This window comes from Streptomyces sp. NPDC051214, from assembly GCF_040682375.1.
In the GTDB taxonomy this organism is placed as follows: Bacteria; Actinomycetota; Actinomycetes; order Streptomycetales; family Streptomycetaceae; genus Streptomyces.
In genome coordinates, this window is sequence record NZ_JBFBAT010000001.1 from 747,324 (window position 1) to 771,675 (window position 24,352).

Consider the following 24,352-nt stretch of genomic DNA (forward strand, 5'->3'; position numbering starts at 1 on the left):
GTCCGGGGCGAGGGCGCCGTCGCCTGTGGCGGGCGGGGCGGTTCAGTCGCCGGTGTCGGTGGCCGCGAGGACCGCCACCCGCGTCCGGGACGGATCGAGCACCGCGAAGCCCACGTCGGCCGTGTCGTGGTGGAACCACCGCGTGAACGCCATGAAGCGCAGCCACCGGCAGTCGGCCGCGTACCGCACGGCGTCGAGGAACGGCATACCCGCAGGCAGGCCGAGCATCGCGTACAGCCCGCGCCAGGCGTGGAGACGGGCGTAGGCCCCGTGCTGGGGACGCCCGTCGACACCGCCGTTGAACGACGCCGAGTACAGCTCGTTCGCCACGTCGTCGGCCGCCGTCAGACACGCGAGGGCGCCGCCCCGCCCCGTTTCCCCGGCCAGACAGTCCAGCGGCAACTCCTGGAGGAAGGCCATGCCGAAGTCGTCGTCGCCCAGCGGCTCGGGCAGCGTGAAGAACCGCGTTTCGGGTTCGCGCGCCCAGCCTCCCGCGGTGAACGCTCTTGCGGCCTCGCGGGCACGCTCCGCGTCCCGCACCTCCTGCGCCGTTCGCCCGGCCTCCGCGCCCGCCTCCGTGGCCGGGATCTCGGGGAAGCGCCCCCGCAACTGCCCGGCCGACTTCACCGGCCCCGCGCCCCGGACCCGCACCCCGAAGCGGTGCTCCAGATCGAGCCGCTCCCCCGGCAGCCAGGACAACGGATGCCCCAGCTCCCGCAGCCGCGCCGCATACGCTTCAAGACCCGGCCGCTCGCGCCAGGAGACCCCCATCAGCGCCAGTTCGCCCAGCAAGCAGGCCCGCAGCTCGACCTCCGGGTCGTCGGCGCCCCGCGGCGGTTCGGCGAAGAGCGGCTCGAGCTCCGGGATCCGCCGCCCCTTGGCCAACTCTGCGGCAATTCCCCGCAGTTGATCCGGTCGGGATGCGGCCAGCCTCTTCAGCTCCGCGGGGTCGGGCAATTTCACCTGGTCATCGCTCACCCCGGGATTCTACGAGCCGGTGGAGGCCCTGATTCGGCACAGGGTTTCGCCCAGTGGAGCGGACCAAGTATTTTCCCTCATGCATTCACGTACTGAGTGAGCGTGCGCAACGGGGGATGACGTGAACAACAGGCCTGCTGACTGGCATGTCCTTGATCTGGACAAGGATCCGACTCCGGGGGATCCCGACCGGGTCCGGAACCTGGCGAAGAATCTGCATGACTTCGCCGACGATGTATCGAAAGTCCTGCGCGACATCAAGGGGATGGCGGGCGAGGACGCGATCCTCACCTGGGCGGGCAAGACCGCGGAATCGTTCACGGCAGAGTTCGAGGACGCGCCGGGCAAGCTGAAGAAGCTCAAGAAGAGCTACGAGATGGCCGGCGACGCCCTCTCCGCCTACTGGCCGGAGCTGGAACGCTCCCAGGCCCTGGCCGACAAGGCCCTCGCCCAGGGCCGCGAGGCCCAGACCAGCCTCTCCGCCGCCCAGTCCCGCCTGACCTCCGCCGACTCCTGGGTGGATCGGGCGGGCAAGGAAGCCGACAAGTACAAGGACGACAAGGACAGCGGGAAAGACGTCCCCAAACCCGACCCGGACAAGGTCAAGGCCGCCACCCGCAACGCCGACTCCGCCGAGAAGGCCCAGACGGCCGCCAAGTCCGACGTCTCCGCCGCGAAGAGCAACCTGGACGCGGCGAAGAAGATGGCGGAAGACGCGCGCAAGATGCGCGAGGGCGCGGCCGGGACGGCGAAGAAGAAGCTGGAAGACGCCTCGGACGCGGGCATCCAGAACCGCAAGTGGTGGGAGGAGGTCGGGGACTGGGTCACCGACAACTGGGACACCATCGTCGCCGTCTGCAAGGTCGTCGTCGCCGTCCTCGGCGTCATCGCGATGATCGTCGGCGGACCCATCCTCGCCGCCATCGTCCTGGTCGCCGCCCTGGTCGTCCTGGCCGACACCCTCAACAAATATGCGAAGGGCGAGGCAGGGCTGCTCGACGTCGCCTTCGCCGCCCTCGACTGCATCCCCGGCGGTAAGGCCCTCACCAGCGTCGGCAAGCTCGCCAAGGGCATGAAGGGCCTCGCCAAGGGCGGCCTCAAGGGCCTGGGCAAGGGCCTCAAGAACGGACTGCGGCGCGGCGCGGACGACGCGGCCACCAGCAAGCCCGCCAAGGGCCGATGCAAGAACGGCGACCCGATCGACATGATCTCCGGCGAGATGATCATGGAGGAGACCGACGTCGAACTTCCGGGGCTGCTGCCACTCGTGCTGCGGCGCACGCATCTTTCGACGTACGCGTCGGGCCGCTGGTTCGGCCCCTCATGGGCCTCCACCCTCGACGAGCGCCTCGAACTCGACCCTGAGGGCGCCCTGTTCGCCACCGACGACGGCATGATCCTCAGCTACCCGGTGCCCGCGCCCGGCACCTCTGTCATGCCCCGGCACGGCCCGCGCCTCCCCCTGGACTGGGACGGCGCGCCGGGCGCCCCCATCCGCATCACGGACCCGGTCACCGGCCACACCCGTCACTTCGCGCCGCTCGGCCGGGCCACCAGGGCCGACGAGGCGTTCACGCTGCCGCTCGCGGCGATCAGCGACCGCAACGGGCGCCGCGTCGACTTCGACCGCGACGAAGGCGGCACCCCTACGGCCGTCCGCGACTCGGCCGGCCGCCATCTGCACATCGACACCCAAGGCGGCCGGGTCACCGGTCTGCGCCTTCACAACCCCGACGACGGGCCCGACGGCACCACCCTCATCCGCTACGGATACACCGACGGCCACCTCACCGACGTCGTCAACTCGTCCGGGCTGCCCTTGCGGTTGACGTACGACGAGCACGCGCGCGTCACGTCCTGGACCGACCGCAACGATTCTTGGTACCGCTTCACGTACGACGACCAGGACCGCTGCGTACGAGGCGAGGGCGCCGAAGGCCACCTCTCCTGCACCGTCGCCTACGACACCGAAGAGCGCTCGACGCAGTACACCGACTCGCTCGGCCACACCACGACCTACCGGCACAACGAGCAACTACAGCTCGTCGCCCAGACCGACCCGCTCGGGTACACCACGTACGCCGAGTGGGACGCGTACGACCGCATGCTGTCGCGCACCGACGCGCTCGGTCACACGTCACGTTTCGACTACGACGAGCGCGGCAACCTCACCCGGATCACCCGGCCCGACGGCTCAGTCACCACCGCCGAGTACGACGCATCCGACCGCCCCCTCGTGACCACCCTGCCGACGGGCGGCACCCGCCGCTACGCCTATGACGAGCAGGGCCGCCCGACCGGAACCGTGGATCCCCTGGGCGCCCTGACCACCTTCACGTACGACCGCTTCGGCGGGCTCACGAGCGTGACAAACGCCCTCGGCGCCACGCACCGCGCCGAGCCGCACGCCACCGGCCTGCCGCTCGCCACCATCCCGCCCCTGGGCGACGGCACACGCCTGACGCGCGACGCGTTCGGCCGCATCGTCGCGTCGGCCGACGGCACCGGAGCCGTCACCCGCACGTCCTGGAGCGTGGAGGGCCGCCCCTCCGAGCGCCTCCTGCCTGACGGGACCTGCGAACGCTGGTGGTACGACGCCGAGGGCAACGTCGTCCGGTACACCGGCCCCGATGGCCGGACCGTCACGTACGGCTTCACACACTTCGACCGCCGCTCCCGGCGCACCGAGGGCGAGGGCGCCGACGCCTCCACGGTCCGCTTCACCTACGACACCGAGCTGCGTCTCACCGCGGTGACCGGCGCGGCGGGCGCCGTGTGGACGTACTCCTACGACGCCGCTGGCCGTCTCGTCGAGGAGACCGACTTCAACGGCCGCTCCCTCACATACGCCTACGACGCGGCGGGCCGCCTGACCGAGCGCACGAACGGAGCCGGTGAGACGACGACGTACGTCCGCGACGGCTGCGGCCGCGTCATCGAGCGGCGGTCCCACGACAGCGTCACCTCGTTCGCGTACGACGCCGCCGGCCATCTCGTCCGCGCCACGACGCCCGGGACCGAGCTCACCCTCACCCGCGACGCGGCGGGCCGTGTCCTGTCCGAGCGGTGCAACGGCAGGGTGCTGGAGAGCACGTACGACGTGCTCGGCAGGCGCGTCGCCCGACGCACTCCCTCTGGTGCCGTCAGCCGGTGGGAGTGGGACGCCAACAACCGCACCACACAGGTCCGTGTCGCCAACCACCGGCTCGCCTTCTCCTACGGCGCGTCCGGCCACGAGACGGAACGCCGCATCGACGACACGACCGTACTGGCGCAGGAATGGGACGCGGGCCACCGCCTCACCGGGCAGACGCTGACCACGGAGGCCGGGGACGGCGGCCCACTCCTCCAACGCGCGTACGCATACGGCGAGGACGGTGACCTCACCGCCGTGGAGGACCGGGCCCACGGCACCCGCCGCTTCACACATGACGGCCGCGGCCGCGTGGAGTCGGTGACCGCCGCCGACTGGTCGGAGCGGTACGCCTATGACGCGGCCGGCAACGTCAGCCGCGCCGAAACCCCCCAGGGTCCGCAGGGCGAGCGCGTCCACGACGGCACCCTGGTGCGCTGGTCGGGCCACGTCACCTATGTGCATGACGCGCAGGGCCGTGTCGTGCGCCAGTCCCGCAAACTGCTGTCCGGCGGCGTGCGCACCTGGACGTATACCTGGGACACCGAGGACCGCCTGACCGCCGTCACCACGCCCGACGGCCGCCGCTGGACGTACGTGTACGACGGTCTCGGGCGCCGCGTGGCGAAGCGGTTGTCGTCTGCGGACGACGACGGCCGTGCGGTGGAGGAGACCGTCTTCACGTGGGACGGAACGCGGCTGGCGGAGCAGCGGACGTCGGCCGACGGCGCCACCACGAGCTGGGAGTGGGCGCCGGGAACGAACCGGGCACTGATGCAGCTCGAGCAGAACGGACCGGACGTCCCGGCCGGTCCCGCCGCCGGAGCGGACGGCCTCGACCAGGCCGCGGTCGACCGTCGCTTCTACGCCATCGTGACCGACCTCGTCGGCACCCCCACCGAACTCGTCGACGAGGATGGCGGCGTCGCCTGGCGCGCCCGCACCACCCTGTGGGGCACACAGGTCAGCGACAGTGCCCCGGCGGGCGCCGACTGCCCGCTCCGCTTCCCCGGCCAGTACCTCGACCGCGAGACGGGCCTGCACTACAACTTCCAGCGCTACTACGACCCGGCGAACGCCAGCTATCTCAGCCCCGACCCGCTCGGCCTCGCCCCGGCCCCCAACCACCACGCGTACGTCCTCAACCCGCTGCGCTGGACCGACCCTTGGGGACTCGCACCGAGCTGTGACGGTAACCACGGGATCACCGAGAGGCGCGAGACCCACATCGAGGGCCAGCACGGCCCGGGCGCCCAGCAGCGGGCACGGGAGAGCGCGGACTACGGCTCCGAACCGAACATCCCCGGGGAGTTCAGCGAGGACTTCCTGTGGGACGGCGACAACTTCGCCCTCGGCAGCCGCCTCCAAGCGGGCATCCGGGGCACCCCGGCCATGCCCAACCCGCGCGCCACGATGGGTCAGGACAGCCATATCCACCGCTTCGATTACGGCAGCCCCGTCGGCGTCAACGGCAGTGGCAGGGTGACCAACGAGGTCGAGGTGGTCATCCGCGACGGGAACATCCACACGGCGTACCCGATCTGAGCGCTCTCTGCCGCGCTACTCCTCGTGCTTCGCCCGGCTCGGCTGGACCCGCTTCGGCTCGCCCGGCATCTTCGGGTACTCCGGCGGATAGGGCAGGTCACCGTGGCCGTGCTCCCGCTCGTCCCGGGCGGCGAGTTCGAGGAGCGCGTCCAGGGAGAAGGCGTAGTCCTCCATGTCCGCGTGCACGTCCCCGACCTCGGCGAACCGCTCGGGCATCGTGCCGATGTCGAAGTCCTCGGGCACGGCGTCGTCGATCTCGTCCCAGCGCAGCGGCGCCGACACGGGGGCGTTCGGCCGGGGGCGCACCGAGTAGGCGGAGGCGATGGTGCGGTCACGGGCGGCCTGGTTGTAGTCGACGAAGATCTTCTCCCCGCGCTCCTCCTTCCACCACGCGGTGGTGACCTGGTCCGGCATCCGGCGCTCCAGCTCGCGGCCACAGGCGATCACGGCACGGCGCACCCCGGAGAAGTCCCACCGCGGTTCGATCGGCACGAAGACGTGCAGGCCGCGCCCGCCGGAGGTCTTGGGCCAGCCCCGGAGGCCGTACTCGTCAAGGACCGCGCGGAGCTCGTGCGCGGCGCGGACCGCGTCGGCGTAGTCCGTGCCGGGCTGCGGGTCCAGGTCGATGCGGAGCTCGTCGGGGCGGTCGGTGTCGCCGCGCCGTACCGGCCAGGGATGGAAGGTCAGCGTGTTGAACTGGGCGGCCCAGACGACCGCGCCCACTTCCGTGGGGCACATCTCCTCGGCGGTGCGGCCGCTGGGGAAGGCGATGACGGCCGTGGGGATCCAGTCGGGGTGGTTCTTCGGGATGCGTTTTTGGTAGAAGAACTCACCGGCGACCCCGTCCGGGAAGCGCTGCAGCGTCGTGGGGCGGTCCCGCAGGGCGCGCACGATCCCGTCGCCGACCGCGATGAAGTAGCGGGCCACGTCCAGCTTGGTGAATCCCCGCTCCGGAAAGACCACCTTGTCCGGACTGGAGAGCCGCACCGTACGCCCGCCCGCGTCGAGCTCCACCGCTTTACCACCCATGCCGCCACGCTAGGCGCAACGGAGATAAGTCGCATACCGGGCACAAAGCGACGTATGGGCTCAGAATCGGAGCATGGATCTGCCGGTGATGCCCCCCGTCAAGCCCATGCTCGCCAAACCCGTGGCGAGGATTCCGACGGGCATGCAGTACGAGGCCAAGTGGGACGGCTTCCGCGCGATCGTCTTCCGGGACGGCGCCGACCTGGAGATCGGCAGCCGTACGGGCAAGCCGCTGACCCGCTACTTCCCCGAGCTGGCCGAGGCCCTGCTCGACCGGCTGCCCGGCCGTTGTGTCCTGGACGGCGAGATCGTGATCGCCCGGGACGGCCACCTCGACTTCGACGCGCTCACCGAACGCATCCACCCGGCCGCGTCCCGGGTGCGCACGCTCGCCGAGCGGACCCCGGCGTCCTTCGTGGCCTTCGACCTCCTGGCGGCGGACGACGAGAGCCTCCTCGACACTCCCCTCACCGACCGCCGCACCCGCCTCACCGAGGCCCTGGAAGGCGTGAGCGCCCCCGTCCATCTCGCGCCGGCGACCAGGGACCCGGAGCTGGCCCAGGAGTGGTTCGAGCAGTACGAGGGCGCGGGCCTCGACGGTGTCATCGCCAAGCCGCTCGACCTGCGCTACCGGCAGAACGAACGCCTCATGTTCAAGATCAAGCATGAGCGCACGGCGGACTGCGTGGTTGCCGGCTACCGCTTCCACAAGAGCGGCCCCATCGTCGGCTCGATCCTCCTCGGCCTGTACGACGACGCGGGCACCCTGCAGCACGTCGGCGTCTGCGCCGCGTTCTCGATGCGGCGGCGCGCCGAGCTGGTGGAGGAGCTGGAACCGCTGCGTCTTGAGTCAGCCGCCGACCACCCCTGGGCCGCCTGGGGGGACGAGTCCGCGCACGAGACGTCCCGGATGCCGGGTGCGCCGAGCCGCTGGACGGGCAAGAAGGACCTCTCGTGGGTGCCGCTGCGCCCCGAGCGCGTCTGCGAGGTGGCCTACGACCACATGGAGAACGGGCAGCGCTTCCGGCACACCGCGCGCTTTCGCACCTGGCGACCGGACCGCACCCCTGACAGCTGTACGTTCGCCCAGCTGGAGGAGCCGGTCCGGTACGACCTGGCGGATGTGCTGCGCTAACCGGCGGACCGGCTCGCGCCCCCGCCCGCGTACTGGCTCTCCGGACGTGCGAGGCCGTAGTGGTCGCGCAGGGTCGTGCCGGTGTACTCGGTGCGGAAGAGGCCGCGGGCCCGCAGGATCGGCACGACCTCGTCCGCGAAGACGTCGAAGCCGCCGGGCAGCCCCGGCGGCATGACGTTGAAGCCGTCGGCCGCACCCTGCTCGAACCACTCCTGGATCTGGTCGGCCACCTGCTCCGGCGTGCCCGCGATGACGCGGTGCCCGCGAGCCCCGGCCAGCCGGTGCAACAGACCGCGCACGGTGGGCTGTTCGCGGTCGATGATGTCGAGGATGACCTGGAAGCGGCTGCCGTTGCCGCGTTCGCCGCCGGTATCGATGAGCTCACGCGGCACGGGACCGTCCAGTTGCTCGGCGGTCAGGCGCAGCCCCAGCATGCGGTGCAGGAGCTGCAACGAGTACGCGGGCTGGGTGAGTTCGTTGTACTCGTCGTGCAGGGCACGCGCCTCGGCCTCCGTGGAGCCGATGAAGGGGCTGATGCCGGGCAGGACGAGCACCTTGCCGGGGTCGCGCCCGAGCCCCGCGGCCCGCTTCTTGAGGTCGGCGTAGAAGTCCTGGCCGTTGCGGAGGGTCTGGTGCGCGGTGAACACCGCCTCCGCGTACCGTGCGGCGAAGGCGCGGCCGTCCTCCGACGAGCCCGCCTGTACGTAGACGGGGCGGCCCTGTGGTGTGCGCGGCGTGTTGAGCGGGCCGCGCACCTTGAGGCGCGGCCCCTCGTGGTCGATGGCGTGGATGCGGTCGGTGTCCGCGAAGAGCCCGGTCTTCTGGTCGGCGACGAGCGCGTCGTCCTCCCAGCTGTCCCAGAGCTTGGTGACGACGTCGAGGAACTCCCTTGCCCTGTCGTACCGTTCGGCGTGCACGGGGTGCGCGTCGAGCCCGAAGTTCAGGGCGGCCTGCGGGGCTCCGGTGGTGACGATGTTCCAGCCGGCGCGCCCCCGGCTGAGATGGTCCAGCGAGGCGAAGAGGCGGGCCAGGTTGTAGGGCTCGCTGTAGGTGGTGGAGGCGGTCGCGATGAGCCCGATCCGCGAGGTGACGGCGGCGATCGCGGAGAGCCAGGTGAAGGGCTCGAGGCGGAAGCGGCTCGCGTAGCGGACGTTGTCGGCGAGCGCCGGGCCGTCGGCGAAGAAGATCCCGTCGAAGGTGGCGGCCTCCGCGCGCCGTGCGAGGTCCTGGTAGAAGTCGATGTCCAGGAAGTGCGCGGGGTCGGACGCGTGGTGCCGCCAGGCGGCCTCGTGGTGCCCGCCGGGGTAGACGAAGAGGTTGAGGTGCAGCTCGCGGGGGCTCATGCGGCGGTCGCCTTCTCCTTGGGGGCGCGCTCGGCGTCGCCCCTCTCCTCGGGTTCCTCGGGGGCGCGCTCGACGTCGTCGGCCCGTGCGGGGTCCCCCTCGGCCGGATCCACCCCCAGCTGCCGCAGCAGCCGCCCCCGCAGCTCCGCGTACTCCGGGCTTCCCTGGCCGCGCGGCGCGGGAAGCTCCACCCGGAGGTCGGCCGCGATGCGTCCGGCGTCCAGGACGACCACCCGGTCGGCTAGTGCGATCGCCTCGTCGACGTCATGGGTGACCAGGAGCACGGCGGGGCGGTGCGCCTCGCAGAGGCGGCGCAGCAGGGCGTGCATGCGGATGCGGGTGAGCGCGTCCAGGGCGCCGAACGGCTCGTCCGCGAGCAGCAGTTGAGGTTCACGTACCAGGGAGCGGGCCAGCGAGACCCGCTGCTGTTCGCCGCCGGACAGGTCCGCGGGCCAGGCGTCCTCCCGGCCCGCGAGACCGACCTCGGCGAGGGCCGCGCGGGCCTGGTCCCGTGCCCCGGCGCCCGTCAGGCCGAGGGCGACGTTGTCCAGGACCCGCTTCCACGGCAGAAGGCGTGCGTCCTGGAAGACCACCGAGACATCGCCGGGAGCCACGAGGTCCCCGCTTCCCGCGACCTCGTGGTCGAGCCCTGCGAGCGCCCGGAGCAGCGTGGATTTCCCGGAGCCGCTGCGGCCCAGGAGCGCCACAAACTCCCCCGCCGCGATGCGCAGTTCGAGCCCGTCCAGGATTCTCCGGTCGCCGAAGGACCGGACGAGGTTCTCGATCCGGACCGTCAGCCCGCCAGTGTGCGTCGCCATGACAGCGCCTTCCTCTCCACGAGCCGTACGAGTGCGTCCGAGACGAGACCGAGGAGGCCGTACACGACGAGGCCGACGATGATGATGTCGGTCTGTCCGTAGGTGCGGGCGAGCTCCATCATGTAGCCGATGCCGCTCGTCGCGTTGACCTGCTCGACCACGACGAGCGAGAGCCATGCCGCGGTCACCGCGAACCGCATGCCGAGCAGGAAACCCGGCAGCGCTCCCGGCAGGACGACGTGGCGCACGAACCCGGTGCGGGAGAGCCCGACGGTCTCGGCGAGTTCGGCGTAGCGGCCGTCGATGGTCCGCAGGCCGTTGTGGGTGTGGATGTAGACGGGCACGAAGACGCCGAGCGCGATGGTGATGACCTTCATCGACTCGCCGATGCCGAACCAGAGAATGAGCAGCGGGATCAGCGCGAGCGAGGGGATGGCCCGCTTGATCTGTACGGGGCCGTCGATGACGCCCTCGCCGATCCTGCTGAGCCCGGCGATGACCGCCAGGGCGAGCCCGCCCGCGGTGCCGAACAGCAGCCCCAGGGCGGCGCGTTCGGCGGAGGTGGCGAGGTTCGACTGGAGCCTGCCCTCGGCGATCAGATCACCGGCGGTGCTCACCACGGTCCAGGGCGCGGAGAGATTGCGGGCGTCGATGAACCCGGCGGCCGACCCCACCGACCAGAGCGCGAGCAGCAGCAGGGGGCCGATTGCCCAGCCGTACGGGACGGGCCTGCCGGGGCCGAGCCTGCGACGCCGCGGCTTGCGGCGGACGCGGACCACGGGCTCAGAATGTGCGGCGGGGTGGGCGGCGGCCTTGGTCAGAACAGGGGCCTCGGCACTCATGTTCCCTCCCCGGCGCCGGACTTGACGGCGTCCGCGGCGACCGATTCGTACCGCCGGTCGAAGAGGACCTCCGCGTCGAAGGTCTCCTTGCCGGTCTCCTTCGCGAGCAGGTCGACGGTCTTCTGCTGGCGTGCGATGGCGTCGGTCCAGTCGGCCGGGATGTCCGGATGACCGACCCCCTTGACCAGGTACTCGCCGTCCGCGCGGGTCAGGCCCTGATCCTTGACGTAGTAGCCGGCGATCCACTCGTCGGGGTGTTGGTCGGCCCATTCGGCGGCGCGCGCCCAGGCCTTCACGAACTCCCTTATGGCCGCGGCCTTCTGGGGGTTCTCCACCGACTCGGTCGGCACCCACAGATGTCCGGGGTCGTCCCGCAGGCCGTGCTGGATCGTCTTCGCGCCGTCCTTGCCGTACTTCGCGGGGTAGCGCTTGATGTTGACCCCGCCGAGCGGCGCCGCGTCGACCTGGCCGTTGCCGAGGGCGGAGGGGTAGACGTCGCCGGTGCTCGGCAGCTCGACGAGTTCCACGTCGTCCTTGGCGAGGCCGGCCTTGGCGAGGATGCGCAGGACGAGGGCGCCCTGCGCCTGCCCGGGGCTGTAGGCGATCTTCTTGCCGCGCAGGTCCTTCAGCGTGTCGATGTCGGCGCCGGGTGCGATGCCGAGTTCGTAGACGGGGTGCTTGAGCGGTTCCTTGCGGTATTTGGCGGCGACCAATTTCGTGTCGAGTCCCGTCCAATGCGCGTGGATGGACGGAATTTCCGCCGCCGAGCACACGTCCAGGGAATGCGCCCTGAATGCCTCGGAGCACTGGGGGCCGCCGCTGATGTTGGCCCATTTCACCTTGAAGGGCAGCTTGTCGATCTGCCCGGAGAGTTTCAGGGCGACCTGGGTGTCCGGCGCCCCGATGGTGAGGGTTGTGTCAGGATCCACCTTCGCGGGGATCTTGGCGGAGACGTGCTTGGCGTCGACGGTCGTGGTGGACGTCGCGTTGTCTGCGCAACCGGCCAGGAGCAGGGGGACGAGGAGGGCAGCGCCGAGCGCCGCCCGGATATGTGTGGGCATGAATTCTTTCCCGGAGTGCGGACCTACACGGCAAGGGAAGACCGGCAGGAGATTTCCCTGCGGCTTGTCACGAGACGTTGCGAAGGTCAGCTACACAGAGCGGTGGCCACGCGCATCAGATCAACAGCGCGCCGCTGCTTGAACCGCCGGGATATTCGCATGGCGTTGAAACTAGCCACGGCATCAAGAGAGGGTCAAGTCATCGCGCTCGCCCCGGCTTTCCGGAAACGCAGCCTTCGTACTCCGGTCATACGCGCGTCACACCGGTCCGCGGCGTCCTCACCGGAACCGTTCCGGGGACCCGACCGGAACCCGACCGGAACGTGATCGCGCCAATGTTCGCGCCCCTGACCTCTCGCCGCTTCCACCCCATGGGCGCCGACCGTATGCTCCTGCGCCTGACACGGGAGTTACTTACGGTAAGGGGGCCGACGCATGGGGTACTCGGGAGCCGCGGGCAGCACGAGGCGGACGTTCGTCGCGGGGGCGGCCGCCGCGGGCGGCGTGGCGGCGCTCGGCGCGGGGGCGCTTCCGGCGGCGGCCGCGGACCGCGCACCGCGGGCGGATCCGGCGACGATCTCCGTGGCCGTCCTCGGCGGCGGCGTCGCTGGACTGACCGCCGCGCACGAGCTGGCCGAGCGCGGCTTCGCCGTCACGGTCTACGAGCGCAGGGCGCTCGGCGGCAAGGCCCGCAGCATGGACGTACCGGACAGCGCGAAGGGCAACCGGAAGCCGCTGCCGGGCGAGCACGGGTTCCGCTTCATCCCGGGGATCTACCACAACCTCCCGGACACGATGCGCCGCATCCCCTTTCCTGGCAACGCGAACGGGGTCTGGGACAACCTCGCGGCGCCGCGCGAGATGTCGTTCGCGCGCACCGGGCGCGAGGACATCCGGATGCCGATCCCGTGGCCGGGCAGCGAGCCGGAGAAGCTCACCCTGGACGACATCGCACGCGCGCTCACCGCGCTCCTCGACACCGCCTTCAACCTGCCCGCGCACGAGGTCGCGTACTTCGTGAACCGCGCCCTGGTCTTCCTCACCAGCTGCGACGAACGCCGCGACAGCACCTGGGAGTCGACGCCCTGGTGGGAGTTCACGCGCGCCGCGAAGATGTCGAAGGACTACCAGCGCATCCTCGCGATCGGCGTCACCCGCAACATCGTCGCCACCAAGGCCGAGGAGGCCAGCACCCGCACCGTCGGCACGCTCGGCGAGGCCTTCGTCCTCAACGCGCTCGGGCAGGGCGCGGACGGGCCGCCGGACCGGCTCCTGAACGCGCCGACGAACGAGGCGTGGATCGACCCCTGGGTGGCCCACCTGAAGTCGCTCGGCGTGGAGTTCCACATCGGCTGGAACGTGCGCCAGTTGGGGTTCGCGGGCGGCCGCATCACCAAGGCCGTCATCGAGGACCCCGACGGTGTACGCCGCGACATCACCGCCGACCACTACATCCAGGCCATGCCGGTGGAGCACGCGCGCAAGACGTGGAGCGCGGAACTGAAGGCGGCCGACCCGCAGTTGGCGCGCTGCGACAAGCTGGAGACGGACTGGATGACGGGCATCCAGTTCTACCTGACGGAGCGTCCGCCCACGGTCAAGGGTCATTTCAACTGCATCGACTCGCCCTGGTCGCTCACGGGCATCGCCCAGGCCGGCCACTGGCCACACCGTGACTTCGCGGCGGACTACGGGGACGGTGTCGCGGTCGAGTGCCTCTCCGTGGACATCTCCGAGTGGGACAAGCCGGGGATGCTCTACGGCAAGACCGCCAAGCAGTGCACGCGCGACGAGGTCGCCAAGGAGGTGTGGGCCCAGCTCAAGGCCGCCCTCAACGACACCGGCAAGGTGGTCCTGAGCGACGGCAAGCTGCACTCGTGGTTCCTGGACCCGGGCGTCGACGGCATCGGCACGCCGAACCCGACCAACGAGGACGAATTGCTCATCCACCCGGTCGGCACCCTGCACAACCGGCCGAAGGCGGCAACGAAGATCCCCAACCTCTGCCTCGCCGGCGACTACGTGGCCGTGCCGATCGACCTCGCGACGATGGAGGGCGCCAACACAGCTGCACGCCAGGCGGTGAACGCCGTCCTGGAGAGGGTCGGTTCGGATGCCGAGCGCTGCACGGTGACCCCCTTGTACCGCGCTCCCGCGATCGAGCTTCTCAAGCGCCACGACCGCACCCGCTACCGGCTCGGTCTGCGCAACGCCCTCGATCTGGGCTGAGGGCGGGAGAGCAGGGGCGTACGGGGTAGGACACCCGTATGGGAACGCGGACACGGACACGACGCACGACGGTGGCGGCGGTGGCGGCCGTCGCCGCCCTGGCCCTGGCACCCGGCTGCACCCTGAGCCAGACCGGCGAGGGCGACGGGAAGGACGCCGGCGGCGGGCGCGTGCTCGCCGTGAAGATCGACAACGTGGGTCCGGCCCGTCCGCAGACGGGCCTGGACGCGGCGGACGTCGTGTACGCGGAGCAGGTCGAGGCCGGTCTGAGCCGCCTGATGGCGGTGTACGCGGGCAAGCTGCCGCCGGTCATCGGGCCGGTGCGCAGCGCGCGGGAGACGGATCTGGAGCTGCTGCGGCAGTTCGACGACCCGGCGCTCGTGTTCTCGGGGGCGCAGTCGAAGCTCCTCCCGCTGATCTCGGCGGCCCCTCTGCGCCAGCTGTCGCCCGGCAAGGCGCCGGGGAACGCCTACTTCCGTGGCAGCGACAAACCGGCCCCGCACAACCTCTTCGTACGCCCGAAGGCCCTGGACGCCGATACGGGTGACGGAGGTCTGGGGAGCACGGGCTTCAGCTTCGGCCCGCGCCCCAAGGGCGGCACCCCGGAACGTGAGCGCACCGTCCGCTTCCCGGCGGCGCGGTTCACCTTCACCTGGGCCGCCGAGCAGAAGCGCTGGCTGGTCTCCATGGACGGCACGCGGGCCCGCACGGCCGACGGCAGGACGCTCGGCGCGTCGACGGTCGTCGTGCAGTACGTGAAGGTGCGCGAGTCGCGGTTCCACGACCGCGGGGGCAACAACACGCCGTTCACCGAGACCGTCGGGTCCGGCAAGGCGCGGGTCCTGCGCGACGGCCGTGCCTACGAGGCGCGCTGGGAGCGGCCGCTGCCTCAGGACGGCACGGAGTTCACGACGGCGGACAAGGGCGAACCGCTGCCGTTCGCGAAGGGGCAGGTGTGGGTGGTGTACGCGAAGGCGGCGTGACCCGGGCCTTGGGGTCGCGATGAAGAAGCTAGTGGGCCGCGACGTGCTCGGTCGGATTGCGCAGGCCCTCCGCCGCGTCCGAGACCCGCTGGATGAGGTCGAAGAACACCGTCTGCTCGGCCGCGGAGAGCGGTCCGAGGAAGACCTGGTTCATCCGGGCCGTCCGCACCGTCAGCTTGCGGTGCGTGCGCTTGCCCTCGTCGGTGAGGTGCAGCAGGTACCGGCGGCCGTCCTGCGGGTCGCGGACCTTGTCGAGCAGTTCGCGGCGGATCAGGCGGCTGATGACCTCCGCGATGGTGGACCGGTCGAGGCCGACCCGCTCGCCGACGGTGCGCTGGTCGAGGCCGGGCTCGGCGACGAGCGCGTTCAGGACGGCGAACTGCGGCGAGGTGATCTCCTCGGAGACCATCGTGTTCCACAGCAGGTAGTGCGCCTGCTGCAGGCGCCGGGCCAGGTGCCCGGGGTGGGTGGTCAGGTCCACCGCGGCCATGAGTTCCTCCACTGCCTCGAGCCTGTTCGGGCCTGCTGATTCGGTAGGTGCACTGAACACTACTCGCTCTTGACGGCCCACGGAAGGAGTGGCAGCGTAAGCCGAACCTCGTGGAAATAGTCAGTGCCCTGATTAATGGGCGGGGCATCGAAGGCCTGGAAGAGATGGGGCTCGACAGATGGACAAGGTGGTGGCATCGGCCGCCGACGCGGTGGCCGATGTGGGGGACGGTGCGTCCCTGGCGGTCGGCGGGTTCGGGCTGAGCGGTGTGCCCGGCGTGCTGATCGCGGCGCTGTACGAGGCCGACGTGTCGGGCCTGCGGGTGGTGTCCAACAACTGCGGGGCGATGGAGTCGGGCCTTGCCGTCCTGCTCTCGGCGGGCCGGATCGCGCGGGTGACCGGGTCGTACATCGGCGCCAACAAGGAGTTCGCCCGCCAGTATCTGGGCGGTGAGCTCGAGGTGGAGATGATCCCGCAGGGCACGCTCGCCGAGCGGCTGCGCGCGGGAGGCTGCGGCATCCCGGCGTTCTACACGCCTGCCGGGGTGGGCACACAGGTCGCCGACGGCGGACTCCCGTGGCGTTACGACGGCTCGGGCGGGGTGGCGCTCGCCTCGCCCGCCAAGGAGGTACGGGAGTTCGACGGGCGAGAGTACGTCCTGGAGCGCGGCATCCGGACCGACTTCGCCCTGGTGCGGGCCGCCAAGGGCGACCGGCACGGGAACCTCGTGTTCAACAAGTCCACCCGCAACTTCAACCCCCTGGCCGCGATGGCCGGACGGATCACCGTCGCCGAGGTGGAGGAGCTGGTGGAGCCGGGCGAGATCGACCCCGACGCCGTGCATCTGCCGGGGATCTACGTCCAGCGGGTCGTCGAGCTCACCCCCGAGCAGGCCGCCGACAAGCAGATCGAGCGGCGTACGGTCTCCGCGCCGCAGAACCGAGGAACGGTGAGCGGCTGATGACCTGGACGCGCGAGCAGATGGCCGCACGCGCAGCACGCGAGCTGCGCGACGGGCAGTACGTGAACCTGGGCATCGGCCTGCCCACGCTGATCCCCAATTACCTCCCCGAGGGCGTCGAGGTCGTCCTGGAGTCGGAGAACGGCATCCTCGGCGTGGGCCGCTACCCCACCGACGCCGAGGTGGACCCGGACCTGATCAACGCGGGCAAGGAGACGGTCACCGTCCGCCCCGGCGCCTCCTACTTCGACTCCGCCCTGTCCTTCGGGATGATCCGCGGCGGCCACATCGACGTCGCGGTGCTCGGCGCCATGCAGGTCTCCGCGCGCGGAGACCTGGCCAACTGGGCGATCCCCGGCAAGATGATCACGGGGATCGGCGGGGCGATGGACCTGGTGCACGGCGCCCGCACGGTGATCGTGGCGATGACGCACACCGCCAAGGACGGCTCCCCCAAGATCCTGGAGGAGTGCGCGCTGCCGCTGACCGGCAAGGGCTGCGTGAACCGGATCATCACCGATCTCGGCGTCCTTGACGTCACCGAAACCGGTCTGGAACTGGTCGAGTCGGCGCCCGGTGTCACTCCCGAGGAGATCGCCGCCAAGACCGCGGCCAAGGTCCGCGTCCCCGAAGCGCTCTCCGCCGAAAACCCCGGAGGAACCCCGTCATGAGCCTGCGCGACGTCTACATCGTCGACGCCGTACGCACCCCCGTCGGCAAGTACAACGGTGCGCTGGCCGGGGTCCGCCCGGACGATCTCGGCGCGCACGCGATCCGCGAACTCCTTGCCCGTGCGCCGGACTTGGACCCCTCGCGGATCGGCGACGTCTACTTCGGCAACGCGAACGGCGCGGGCGAGGAGAACCGCAACGTCGGCCGCATGGCCGCCCTGCTCGCCGGTCTCCCCGTGACCGTGCCGGGCGTGACCGTCAACCGGCTCTGCGCCTCCGGGCTCGAAGCCGTCATCCAGGCAGCGCGCGCCATCGCGCTCGGCGACGTCTCCATCGCCCTGGCCGGCGGCGTCGAGTCGATGACCCGCGCCCCCTACGTCCTGCCGAAGAGCGAGCGCCCCTTCCCCGCCGGGCACACCGAGCTGTACTCCACCACGCTGGGCTGGCGCATGGTCAACCCGAGGATGGAGCCCCAGTGGACGATCCCGCTGGGCGAGAGCGCCGAACTCATCGCGGACAAGCACGGGATCACCCGCGAGCAGCAGGACGCATACGCCCTGAGCAGCCATCAGAAGGCCGCCACAGCACAGCAGAAGGGCCTGTTCGACACGGAGATCGCCCCGGTCTCCGTCCCGCGGCGCAAGGGCGAGCCCGTCCTCTTCGACCGTGACGAGTGCGTACGCGCCGATGCCTCTCTGGAGGCCATGGCCAAGCTGAAGCCGTCCTTCCGCACCCCGGACGGAACCGTCACGGCCGGCAACGCCTCGCCCCTCAACGACGGTGCGGCAGCTCTGCTCCTGGTCGACGAGGAGGGCTTGCGGGCGACGGGCCGTGAGCCGCTGGCCCGTGTGTCGGCGTCCGCCGTGTCCGCGACCGAGCCGCACTACTTCGGTCTCGCGCCGGTCGAGGCCGTTAACCGCGCCCTCGGCAAGGCGGGCAGGTCCTTCGGTGATCTGAGCACGCTGGAGCTGAACGAGGCTTTCGCGGCACAGGTGTTGGGGTGCGCGGCCGAATGGCCCGACCTCGACCCGGCCGTCCTGAACCCGCTCGGCGGTGCGATCGCGCTCGGCCATCCGCTCGGCGCCTCCGGCGCGCGACTCGCCGGGACCGTCGCCCACCAGCTCGCCCGGCGCGGCTCGGGCACGGGCGTCGCCACCCTCTGCATCGGTGTCGGCCAGGGCCTGGCCCTGGTCCTCGAACGCTGACCCGCAGCTTTCCCTACCGACCTCACAGAACGCCGTCCTCACGGAGCCGAGACATGCCCCTCACCGAACCCTTGCCCGACGGGCTGAGTCAGCAGGAGATAGACACCGAGGTCGCCAAGGCGCAGGCCGCTGCCGCGCCCTCCGACCACCCGCCGCGTGACTATCCCCCGTACCGCAGCAGCCACTTCCGCCACCCCAAGCAGCCGCTGGTCCCGCTGCGCGACCCGGAGGCGGTGGAGCTGAGCGGCCCCGCGTTCGGCGTCACCGACATCACCGCGCTCGACCGGGACCTCACGCGCCAGCACCTGGGCGAGCCGCTCGGCGAGCGGATCACCGTGTCCGGCCGTGTCCTGGACCGCGAAGGGCGGCCCGTACGCGGCCAGTTGGTCGAGCTGTGGCAGGCCAACGCGTCCGGCCGTTACGCCCACCAGCTGGACCAGCACCCGGCTCCGCTCGACCCGAACTTCACGGGCTTCGGCCGCTGCCTGACCGACGACGAAGGAACGTACTCCTTCACGACGATCAAGCCGGGCGCGTACCCGTGGCGCAACCACGTCAACGCGTGGCGCCCCGCGCACATCCACTTCTCGCTCTTCGGCACCGCGTTCACCCAGCGCCTGGTGACGCAGATGTACTTCCCGGGCGACCCGCTGTTCCCCTACGACCCGGTCCTGCGCTCGGTCACCGACGAGTCGGCGCGTCAGCGCCTGGTCTCCGCCTACGACCACGATCTCTCCGCCCCCGAGTGGTCGCTGGGCTACCGCTGGGACATCGTGCTCGACGGCCCCTCCGCGACGCTCTTCGAGGAAGGCGACCACCACTGATGTCGTACGCTCCGACTCCCTCCCAGACGGTCGGCCCCTTCTACGGCTACGCGCTGCCCTTCCCGCGGGGCGGCGAGATCGCGCCGACCGGCCACCCGGACACGATCACCCTGCACGGGCACGTGTACGACGGCGCGGGAATTCCCGTCACGGACGCGCTCATCGAGACCTGGCAGCCCGCGCCCGACGGCTCCCGCACGGGCGCGCCGGGATCGCTGCGGCACGACCCGGTCACCGGTCAGGTCATCGGCCGTGACGGTGTCGCGTTCACCGGGTTCGGCCGCGTCCCGACCGACGCGGACGGGCACTGGACGGTCCGTACGCTCCCGCCGGGCGGCGCCTCGTACATCGCGATCGCGGTCTTCGCGCGCGGCCTGCTCCATCACCTCTACACGCGCGCCTACCTGGTCGACGAGCCGGGCGACGCTCTCCTCGGCTCCCTCGATCCGGCGCGGCGCACGACGCTGATCGCCCGGCCCGAGGCGAGCCACACGTACCGTTTCGACATCCGCCTTCAGGGCGAGGGCGAAACGGTGTTCCTGGAGTTCCAGTGAGTGATGAAGGTACCGACGTCGGCCTGCTCGCCCCCGGGCGAGCAGGCTCCCCGGCCGAGTCCGCGACAGGCGACACGGCCTTCCTGCAGGCGATGCTTGACGCGGAGGCGGCGCTGACGCGGGCGCAGGCCGAGACGGGCCTGGCCCCGGCGGCCGCGGCTGCCGCCGTCGGCGCGGCGGCTCGTGCCGAGCGCTTCGACGTACGGGACATCGCGCTCCGCGCGCGCTCCGGCGGCAATCCGGTGATCCCGCTGGTCGCGGACCTGACGGCGGCGGTACCCGCGGAGGCCGCGCCGTACGTCCACCGGGGGGCGACGAGCCAGGACATCATGGACACCGCGATGATGCTGGTCGCGCGGCGCACGCTCGACCTGATCCTGGCGGACCTGACCCGCACGGAGGCGGCACTGGCCCGCCTCGCGGCGGAGCACCGGGACACGGTGATGCCGGGCCGCACCCTGACCCAGCACGCGGTCCCCACGACGTTCGGCCTCAAGGCCGCGGGCTGGCGGTCACTGACCCTGGACGCCCGCGACAGGGTGCGGTCGCTGCGCGACACACTCCCGTCCCAACTGGGCGGCGCGGCGGGCACGTTGGCGGCTTTCGGGGCGTACGCGGACAGCGAGGGCTCGGCGTGGGATGGCGCGGCCGGAGCTTCTGCGGGGGCGTCCTCGGGAGGCTCATGGGGGGCGTCGTCGACGGGCTGTTCGGGGGGCGCGTCCCCGGACCACTCGTCGGCCGTCCCGGCCGAGACTTCCCCGCCCAACTCGCCCTCGGCCGACGCGTCCCCGGCCGACACGCACCTGGCCACCCCGGCCGACACGCCATCCACCGGCGCCTCCTCGACCGCCGCACGTCCGCCCCACACGGCCCCGGCCCATAGGTCCCCCGACGACACTCCCCCGACGGAAAGCAGCCTCGCCGACCAGCTGGTCGCCGTCTACGCCCGGGAGCTGCGGCTGGCGGAACCCGCTCTGCCCTGGCACACCCTCCGTACCCCCGTGGCCGACCTCGCCGGAGTTCTCGCCTTCGTCGCCGGGGCGTTGGGCAAGGCGGCCGTGGATGTCCTCACGCTCAGCCGCACGGAGATCGCCGAGGTTTCCGAAGGTGCGGGCGGTGGTTCGTCCGCCATGCCCCACAAGGCGAACCCCGTGCGCTCCACCCTCGTCGCGGCCGCCGCCCGCCGCGCGCCCGCCCTTGCCGCGACGCTGCACGCGTCGATGGCCGCCGAGGACGAACGTCCGGCGGGGGCCTGGCACGCGGAGTGGGAGACCCTGCGCGACCTTCTGCGCACGGTGGGCGGCGCGAGCCACCACGCGGCGGAGCTCGCCGAGAACCTCCGGGTCCATCCGGAGGCGATGCGCGAACACCTCGCTCTCACCCACGGGTTGATCGTCTCCGAACGGCTCACGGCCGAGCTGACGCCACTTCTGGGCCGGGCCCGCGCGAAAGAGCTGCTCACCTCGGCGGCCCGCCGTACCCGCGACGAGGGCAGGACCCTCGCGGACGTACTCGCCGATGAGCCCGGTCTTGCCGCCGTGGACCTCACCGAACTCACCGACCCCGCCCGTTACACCGGCTCCGCCGGAGCCCTCACCGACCGAGCCCTGGAGCGACGATGACCGGCAAGCTGCCGCACCACACCACCGAGGGCGCCCCGACCGCGCCGCCCCTCCTCCTCGGCTCGTCCGTCGGCACCTCCACCGCCCTGTGGGATGCCGTCGCGCCCGAACTCTCCACCACCCACCGGGTCATCCGCTGGGACCTGCCCGGCCACGGCAAGTCCCCCGCCGACCTCATCGGCCCGGGAGCGACCGTCGCCGACCTGGCGGCGCTCGTCCTCGCGCTCGCCGATTCCCTCGGCGTCGACCGCTTCGCGTACGCGGGCGTCTCCCTCGGCGGCGCGATCGGCCTGCACCTGGCCGCGCATCACCCGGAACGCGTCGAGAGCCTCGCCGCGATCTGCTCGTCGGCGCACTTCGGCGGCAGTGCCCGCTGGGAGGAACGCGCGGCGCTCGTCCGCCGCGAGGGAATCGCCTCGCTCGCGGACAGCGCCCCGGAGCGCTGGTTCACCCCCGGCTTCACCGTTCCCGGCCTGGTGGACGACCACCGGACCACCGACCCCGACGCGTACGCCGCCTGCTGCGACGCGCTGGCGGCGTACGACATCAGGGACGCGCTGGAGTCGATCACCGCGCCCACGCTCGTCGTCGCCGGCCGCGAGGACCCCGCGACGCCGCCCGCCCACGCACGCGAGATCGCCGACGCCGTGCCGGGCGCCTCCCTCATGGAGCTGGCGGGCGCCTCCCATCTGGCGCCCGCGGAACGTCCGGAGGCCGTGGTCGCGGCGCTGCGCACACACCTGACGGGGGCGGCCGCGAGCGGCATGGCGGTCCGGCGGGCCGTGCTCGGGGACGCGCACGTGGACCGCGCGCAGGGCAACACCACCGACTTCACGGCCCGCTTCCAGGACTTCATCTCGCGCTATGCCTGGGGCGAGATCTGGACCGACCCCACCCTCGCGCGCCGCGAACGCAGCATGATCACCATGACGGCCCTGGTCGCGCACGGACACCACGACGAGCTGGCCATGCACGTCCGGGCGGCCCGCCGCATCGGGCTCACCCCCGAGGAGATCGGGGCGGTGCTGCTCCAGACGGCGGTCTACTGCGGTGTGCCCGCGGCCAACGCGGCGTTCGCAGTAGCACAGCGGGTCCTCTCCGAGGAGTAGCGAAGTAGTAGAGGAGTAAACGGTCTCGGGCCAACCCTTTAGGCTGCTGCTGATCAGGGGGATCACACGAGCAGGGGCTAAGGGGCTCAGGGGAACCGGGGGGCAAGAGGCGATGCACGACGCGACTGAGGTGTTCCAGCCGCTGCAGGCGGAGGATCCGCCGGTGGTGGCGGGTTACCGACTCGCGGCCAGGCTCGGCGCCGGCGGCATGGGCCGGGTCTACTTGTCGCACACGCAGGGCGGCCGCCCGGTCGCGATCAAGGTGGTGCGCCCGGAGCTGGCCGACGACCCGGCCTTCCGGCGGCGCTTCGGCCGGGAGATCAAGGCCGCCCAGCGGGTCCGGGGCGCCTACACGGCCGAGCTGATCGACGCCGACGCGGACGGCGCCCCGCCCTGGCTCGCCACCCTGTACGTACCCGGCCCCTCCCTGACGGAGGCCGTCGCCCGGCGCGGTCCGCTGCCGGTACCCGCGCTGCTGTGGCTGATGGCGGGGATCGCCGAGGCGCTGCAGGCCATCCACGGCGCCGGAATCGTGCACCGTGACCTGAAGCCGTCGAACGTACTGCTGGCCGCCGACGGACCGCGCGTGATCGACTTCGGCATCTCGCTGACCTCCAGCGCCACCACGGCGTACACGGCCACGGGCACCGCCGCGGGCACGCCCCAGTTCATGGCTCCCGAGCAGGCGTCCGTGGGGGAGGTCACGGCGGCCACCGATGTCTTCGCGCTGGGCCAGACGGCCGCGTTCGCGGCACTGGGCGAGCCGCTGTACGGGGACGGTCCCTCGGTCAGCGTGCTGTACCGCATCGTGCACTCGGAGCCCGACCTCTCCCTGCTGCCCGCGCAGTTGCGTCCGCTGTTCGCCAAGTGCCTGGCCGCCGATCCGGCGGACCGGGCCACCCCGGCGGAGATAGTCGAGTGGTGCCGCCGGCGGCTTGGCCGGGACACCGACGCGGGAGCGGGCCTGGCCGTCTGGCGGGATGTCATGGGGCCCGAGGTCACGGTCCCGGCGCCGGTCCCCCACCCCACGCCGGTGCACACGCTGCCGCTGTACGCCCCGCCTCAGGCGCCGCCGACGACCCGGCCGGCGGGTCTGGACGAGCAGCGGGCCGGCCGAAGACGCAACGCGCTCATAGCGGCCGTCGTGACGGGGTGCGCGCTGCTGGTGCTCGGGCTGACGTGGGCGGTCATGGACGCGGCGGGCCTGCGCGTCCGGGACACGTACTCGAAGTCCGGTTCTGATGCGTCGGGTTCGGAGGCGAGCGGCCGGTCGTCGGGCTCCACATCCGGGGCGGGGGCGGGTTCCGGGGACGGCGAGAAGTCGGTGACCGGCGAGAACGCCGAGGCCGGTGACGGGAACGACGGCTCGTCGGACGGTACGCGCCCCTCCTCGAAGTCCTCCGCGACCGAACCCGCTTCGCCGCGCCCCGCCGCGTATCCGCAGGAATGGTTCGACGAGAAGAACTCCGTGAGCCTCAGGGAGCCCACCCGCCGCAAGGACCGCAAGGGCGACCTCCGCTTCGTCTGCGGGCAGGACCGCTGTGCGCTGGAGAGCGACAAGAGCGTGATCTCCCTCCTCTACAGCAAGCCGGGCGCCACCCTCGCATCGTGCCGCATCGCCCTGAAGGGCGCCGACAGCCACGACCTCCCGCTCGCCGCGGTGGCGGCCGGCAGCGAGATCTGCGTGAAGAACCCCTCCGGGGACATCGCCCTGCTCGTGGTCCAGGTGAAGTCGACCGCGCTGCCGAACGACGGGTTCAGCTTCATGACCGCGGACATGACGGTCTGGCGGAAGGCTTAGGGCCCCAGGACTCCAGGGC

Annotated in this window: 19 protein-coding genes; 12 read left to right on the top strand and 7 right to left on the bottom strand. The window is 71.5% G+C overall.

Annotated features, from left to right (window positions below):
- Positions 1-42 precede the first annotated feature (42 nt).
- The gene (locus AB0M70_RS03380; protein ID WP_365815789.1) at positions 43-978 is read right to left on the bottom strand and encodes a DUF6183 family protein; all 936 of its coding nucleotides are present in this window, start codon (positions 976-978) and stop codon (positions 43-45) included.
- Positions 979-1,099: 121 nt separating this feature from the next.
- Between AB0M70_RS03380 and AB0M70_RS03385 the strand changes: the two genes are divergently transcribed.
- On the top strand, positions 1,100-5,656 hold the full coding sequence (locus AB0M70_RS03385) for a DUF6531 domain-containing protein (protein ID WP_365815791.1): 4,557 nt from the start codon (positions 1,100-1,102) through the stop codon (positions 5,654-5,656).
- A gap of 15 nt (positions 5,657-5,671) precedes the next feature.
- On the opposite strand, the gene ligD is transcribed toward AB0M70_RS03385, so the two are convergent.
- Entirely contained in the window at positions 5,672-6,685 is a 1,014-nt protein-coding gene (gene ligD / locus AB0M70_RS03390; protein ID WP_365815793.1) for a non-homologous end-joining DNA ligase, read from the bottom strand.
- Between the two features lie 73 nt (positions 6,686-6,758).
- Here ligD and AB0M70_RS03395 point away from each other — a divergent pair, with 73 nt between their 5' ends.
- Positions 6,759-7,820, top strand: coding sequence for an ATP-dependent DNA ligase (locus AB0M70_RS03395; RefSeq protein WP_365815795.1), 1,062 nt, complete (start codon positions 6,759-6,761; stop codon positions 7,818-7,820).
- Here AB0M70_RS03395 and AB0M70_RS03400 read toward each other — a convergent pair.
- From AB0M70_RS03400 to AB0M70_RS03415, 4 genes are read right to left on the bottom strand one after another with little or no spacing between them, the layout of a single operon-like run.
- Positions 7,817-9,163 (bottom strand): LLM class flavin-dependent oxidoreductase, encoded by a 1,347-nt coding sequence (locus tag AB0M70_RS03400; RefSeq protein ID WP_365815797.1) that lies wholly within the window; start codon positions 9,161-9,163, stop codon positions 7,817-7,819. The two genes, AB0M70_RS03395 and AB0M70_RS03400, sit on opposite strands and share 4 nt — an antisense overlap.
- On the bottom strand, positions 9,160-9,981 hold the full coding sequence (locus AB0M70_RS03405; RefSeq protein WP_365815799.1) for an ABC transporter ATP-binding protein: 822 nt from the start codon (positions 9,979-9,981) through the stop codon (positions 9,160-9,162). The genes AB0M70_RS03400 and AB0M70_RS03405 overlap by 4 nt, the downstream gene beginning before the upstream one ends.
- Entirely contained in the window at positions 9,957-10,823 is an 867-nt protein-coding gene (locus AB0M70_RS03410; RefSeq protein WP_365815801.1) for an ABC transporter permease, read from the bottom strand. The genes AB0M70_RS03405 and AB0M70_RS03410 overlap by 25 nt, the downstream gene beginning before the upstream one ends.
- Positions 10,820-11,884 (bottom strand): ABC transporter substrate-binding protein, encoded by a 1,065-nt coding sequence (locus AB0M70_RS03415; protein ID WP_365815803.1) that lies wholly within the window; start codon positions 11,882-11,884, stop codon positions 10,820-10,822. Before AB0M70_RS03415 ends, AB0M70_RS03410 begins: the two co-directional genes overlap by 4 nt.
- Positions 11,885-12,319: 435 nt before the next feature.
- On the opposite strand from AB0M70_RS03415, the gene AB0M70_RS03420 reads away from it, so the two are divergent.
- Complete coding sequence (locus AB0M70_RS03420; protein WP_365815805.1) at positions 12,320-14,113, top strand: FAD-dependent oxidoreductase; 1,794 nt, start codon at positions 12,320-12,322, stop codon at positions 14,111-14,113.
- A gap of 38 nt (positions 14,114-14,151) precedes the next feature.
- Positions 14,152-15,096, top strand: a complete 945-nt coding sequence (locus AB0M70_RS03425) for a DUF3048 domain-containing protein (RefSeq protein ID WP_365815807.1) — start codon at positions 14,152-14,154, stop codon at positions 15,094-15,096.
- A 28-nt stretch (positions 15,097-15,124) separates the two neighbouring features.
- Here AB0M70_RS03425 and AB0M70_RS03430 read toward each other — a convergent pair whose 3' ends face one another.
- On the bottom strand, positions 15,125-15,586 hold the full coding sequence (locus AB0M70_RS03430; RefSeq protein ID WP_365816295.1) for a MarR family transcriptional regulator: 462 nt from the start codon (positions 15,584-15,586) through the stop codon (positions 15,125-15,127).
- A gap of 178 nt (positions 15,587-15,764) precedes the next feature.
- Here AB0M70_RS03430 and AB0M70_RS03435 point away from each other — a divergent pair, with 178 nt between their 5' ends.
- The 8 genes from AB0M70_RS03435 (at position 15,765) to AB0M70_RS03470 (ending at position 24,333) form a co-directional block, all read left to right on the top strand.
- The gene (locus AB0M70_RS03435; RefSeq protein ID WP_365815809.1) at positions 15,765-16,547 is read left to right on the top strand and encodes a CoA transferase subunit A; all 783 of its coding nucleotides are present in this window, start codon (positions 15,765-15,767) and stop codon (positions 16,545-16,547) included.
- Positions 16,547-17,218 carry a CoA transferase subunit B gene (locus AB0M70_RS03440; RefSeq protein ID WP_365815811.1) on the top strand — a complete coding sequence of 224 codons (672 nt, stop codon included), beginning with the start codon at positions 16,547-16,549 and terminating at the stop codon, positions 17,216-17,218. Before AB0M70_RS03435 ends, AB0M70_RS03440 begins: the two co-directional genes overlap by 1 nt.
- 2 nt (positions 17,219-17,220) lie before the next feature.
- Complete coding sequence (locus AB0M70_RS03445) at positions 17,221-18,423, top strand: thiolase family protein (protein ID WP_365816297.1); 1,203 nt, start codon at positions 17,221-17,223, stop codon at positions 18,421-18,423.
- Positions 18,424-18,476: 53 nt separating this feature from the next.
- Positions 18,477-19,247, top strand: a complete 771-nt coding sequence (pcaH, locus tag AB0M70_RS03450) for a protocatechuate 3,4-dioxygenase subunit beta (RefSeq protein ID WP_365815813.1) — start codon at positions 18,477-18,479, stop codon at positions 19,245-19,247.
- A complete protein-coding gene (pcaG, locus tag AB0M70_RS03455; protein WP_365815814.1) occupies positions 19,247-19,801 on the top strand; it encodes a protocatechuate 3,4-dioxygenase subunit alpha in 555 nt (184 codons plus the stop codon). Before pcaH ends, pcaG begins: the two co-directional genes overlap by 1 nt.
- Entirely contained in the window at positions 19,798-21,423 is a 1,626-nt protein-coding gene (locus tag AB0M70_RS03460; protein ID WP_365815816.1) for a lyase family protein, read from the top strand. Before pcaG ends, AB0M70_RS03460 begins: the two co-directional genes overlap by 4 nt.
- Entirely contained in the window at positions 21,420-22,532 is a 1,113-nt protein-coding gene (pcaD, locus tag AB0M70_RS03465; protein ID WP_365815818.1) for a 3-oxoadipate enol-lactonase, read from the top strand. Before AB0M70_RS03460 ends, pcaD begins: the two co-directional genes overlap by 4 nt.
- Before the next feature lie 112 nt (positions 22,533-22,644).
- Entirely contained in the window at positions 22,645-24,333 is a 1,689-nt protein-coding gene (locus AB0M70_RS03470) for a serine/threonine-protein kinase (RefSeq protein WP_365815820.1), read from the top strand.
- Positions 24,334-24,352: the final 19 nt, after the last annotated feature.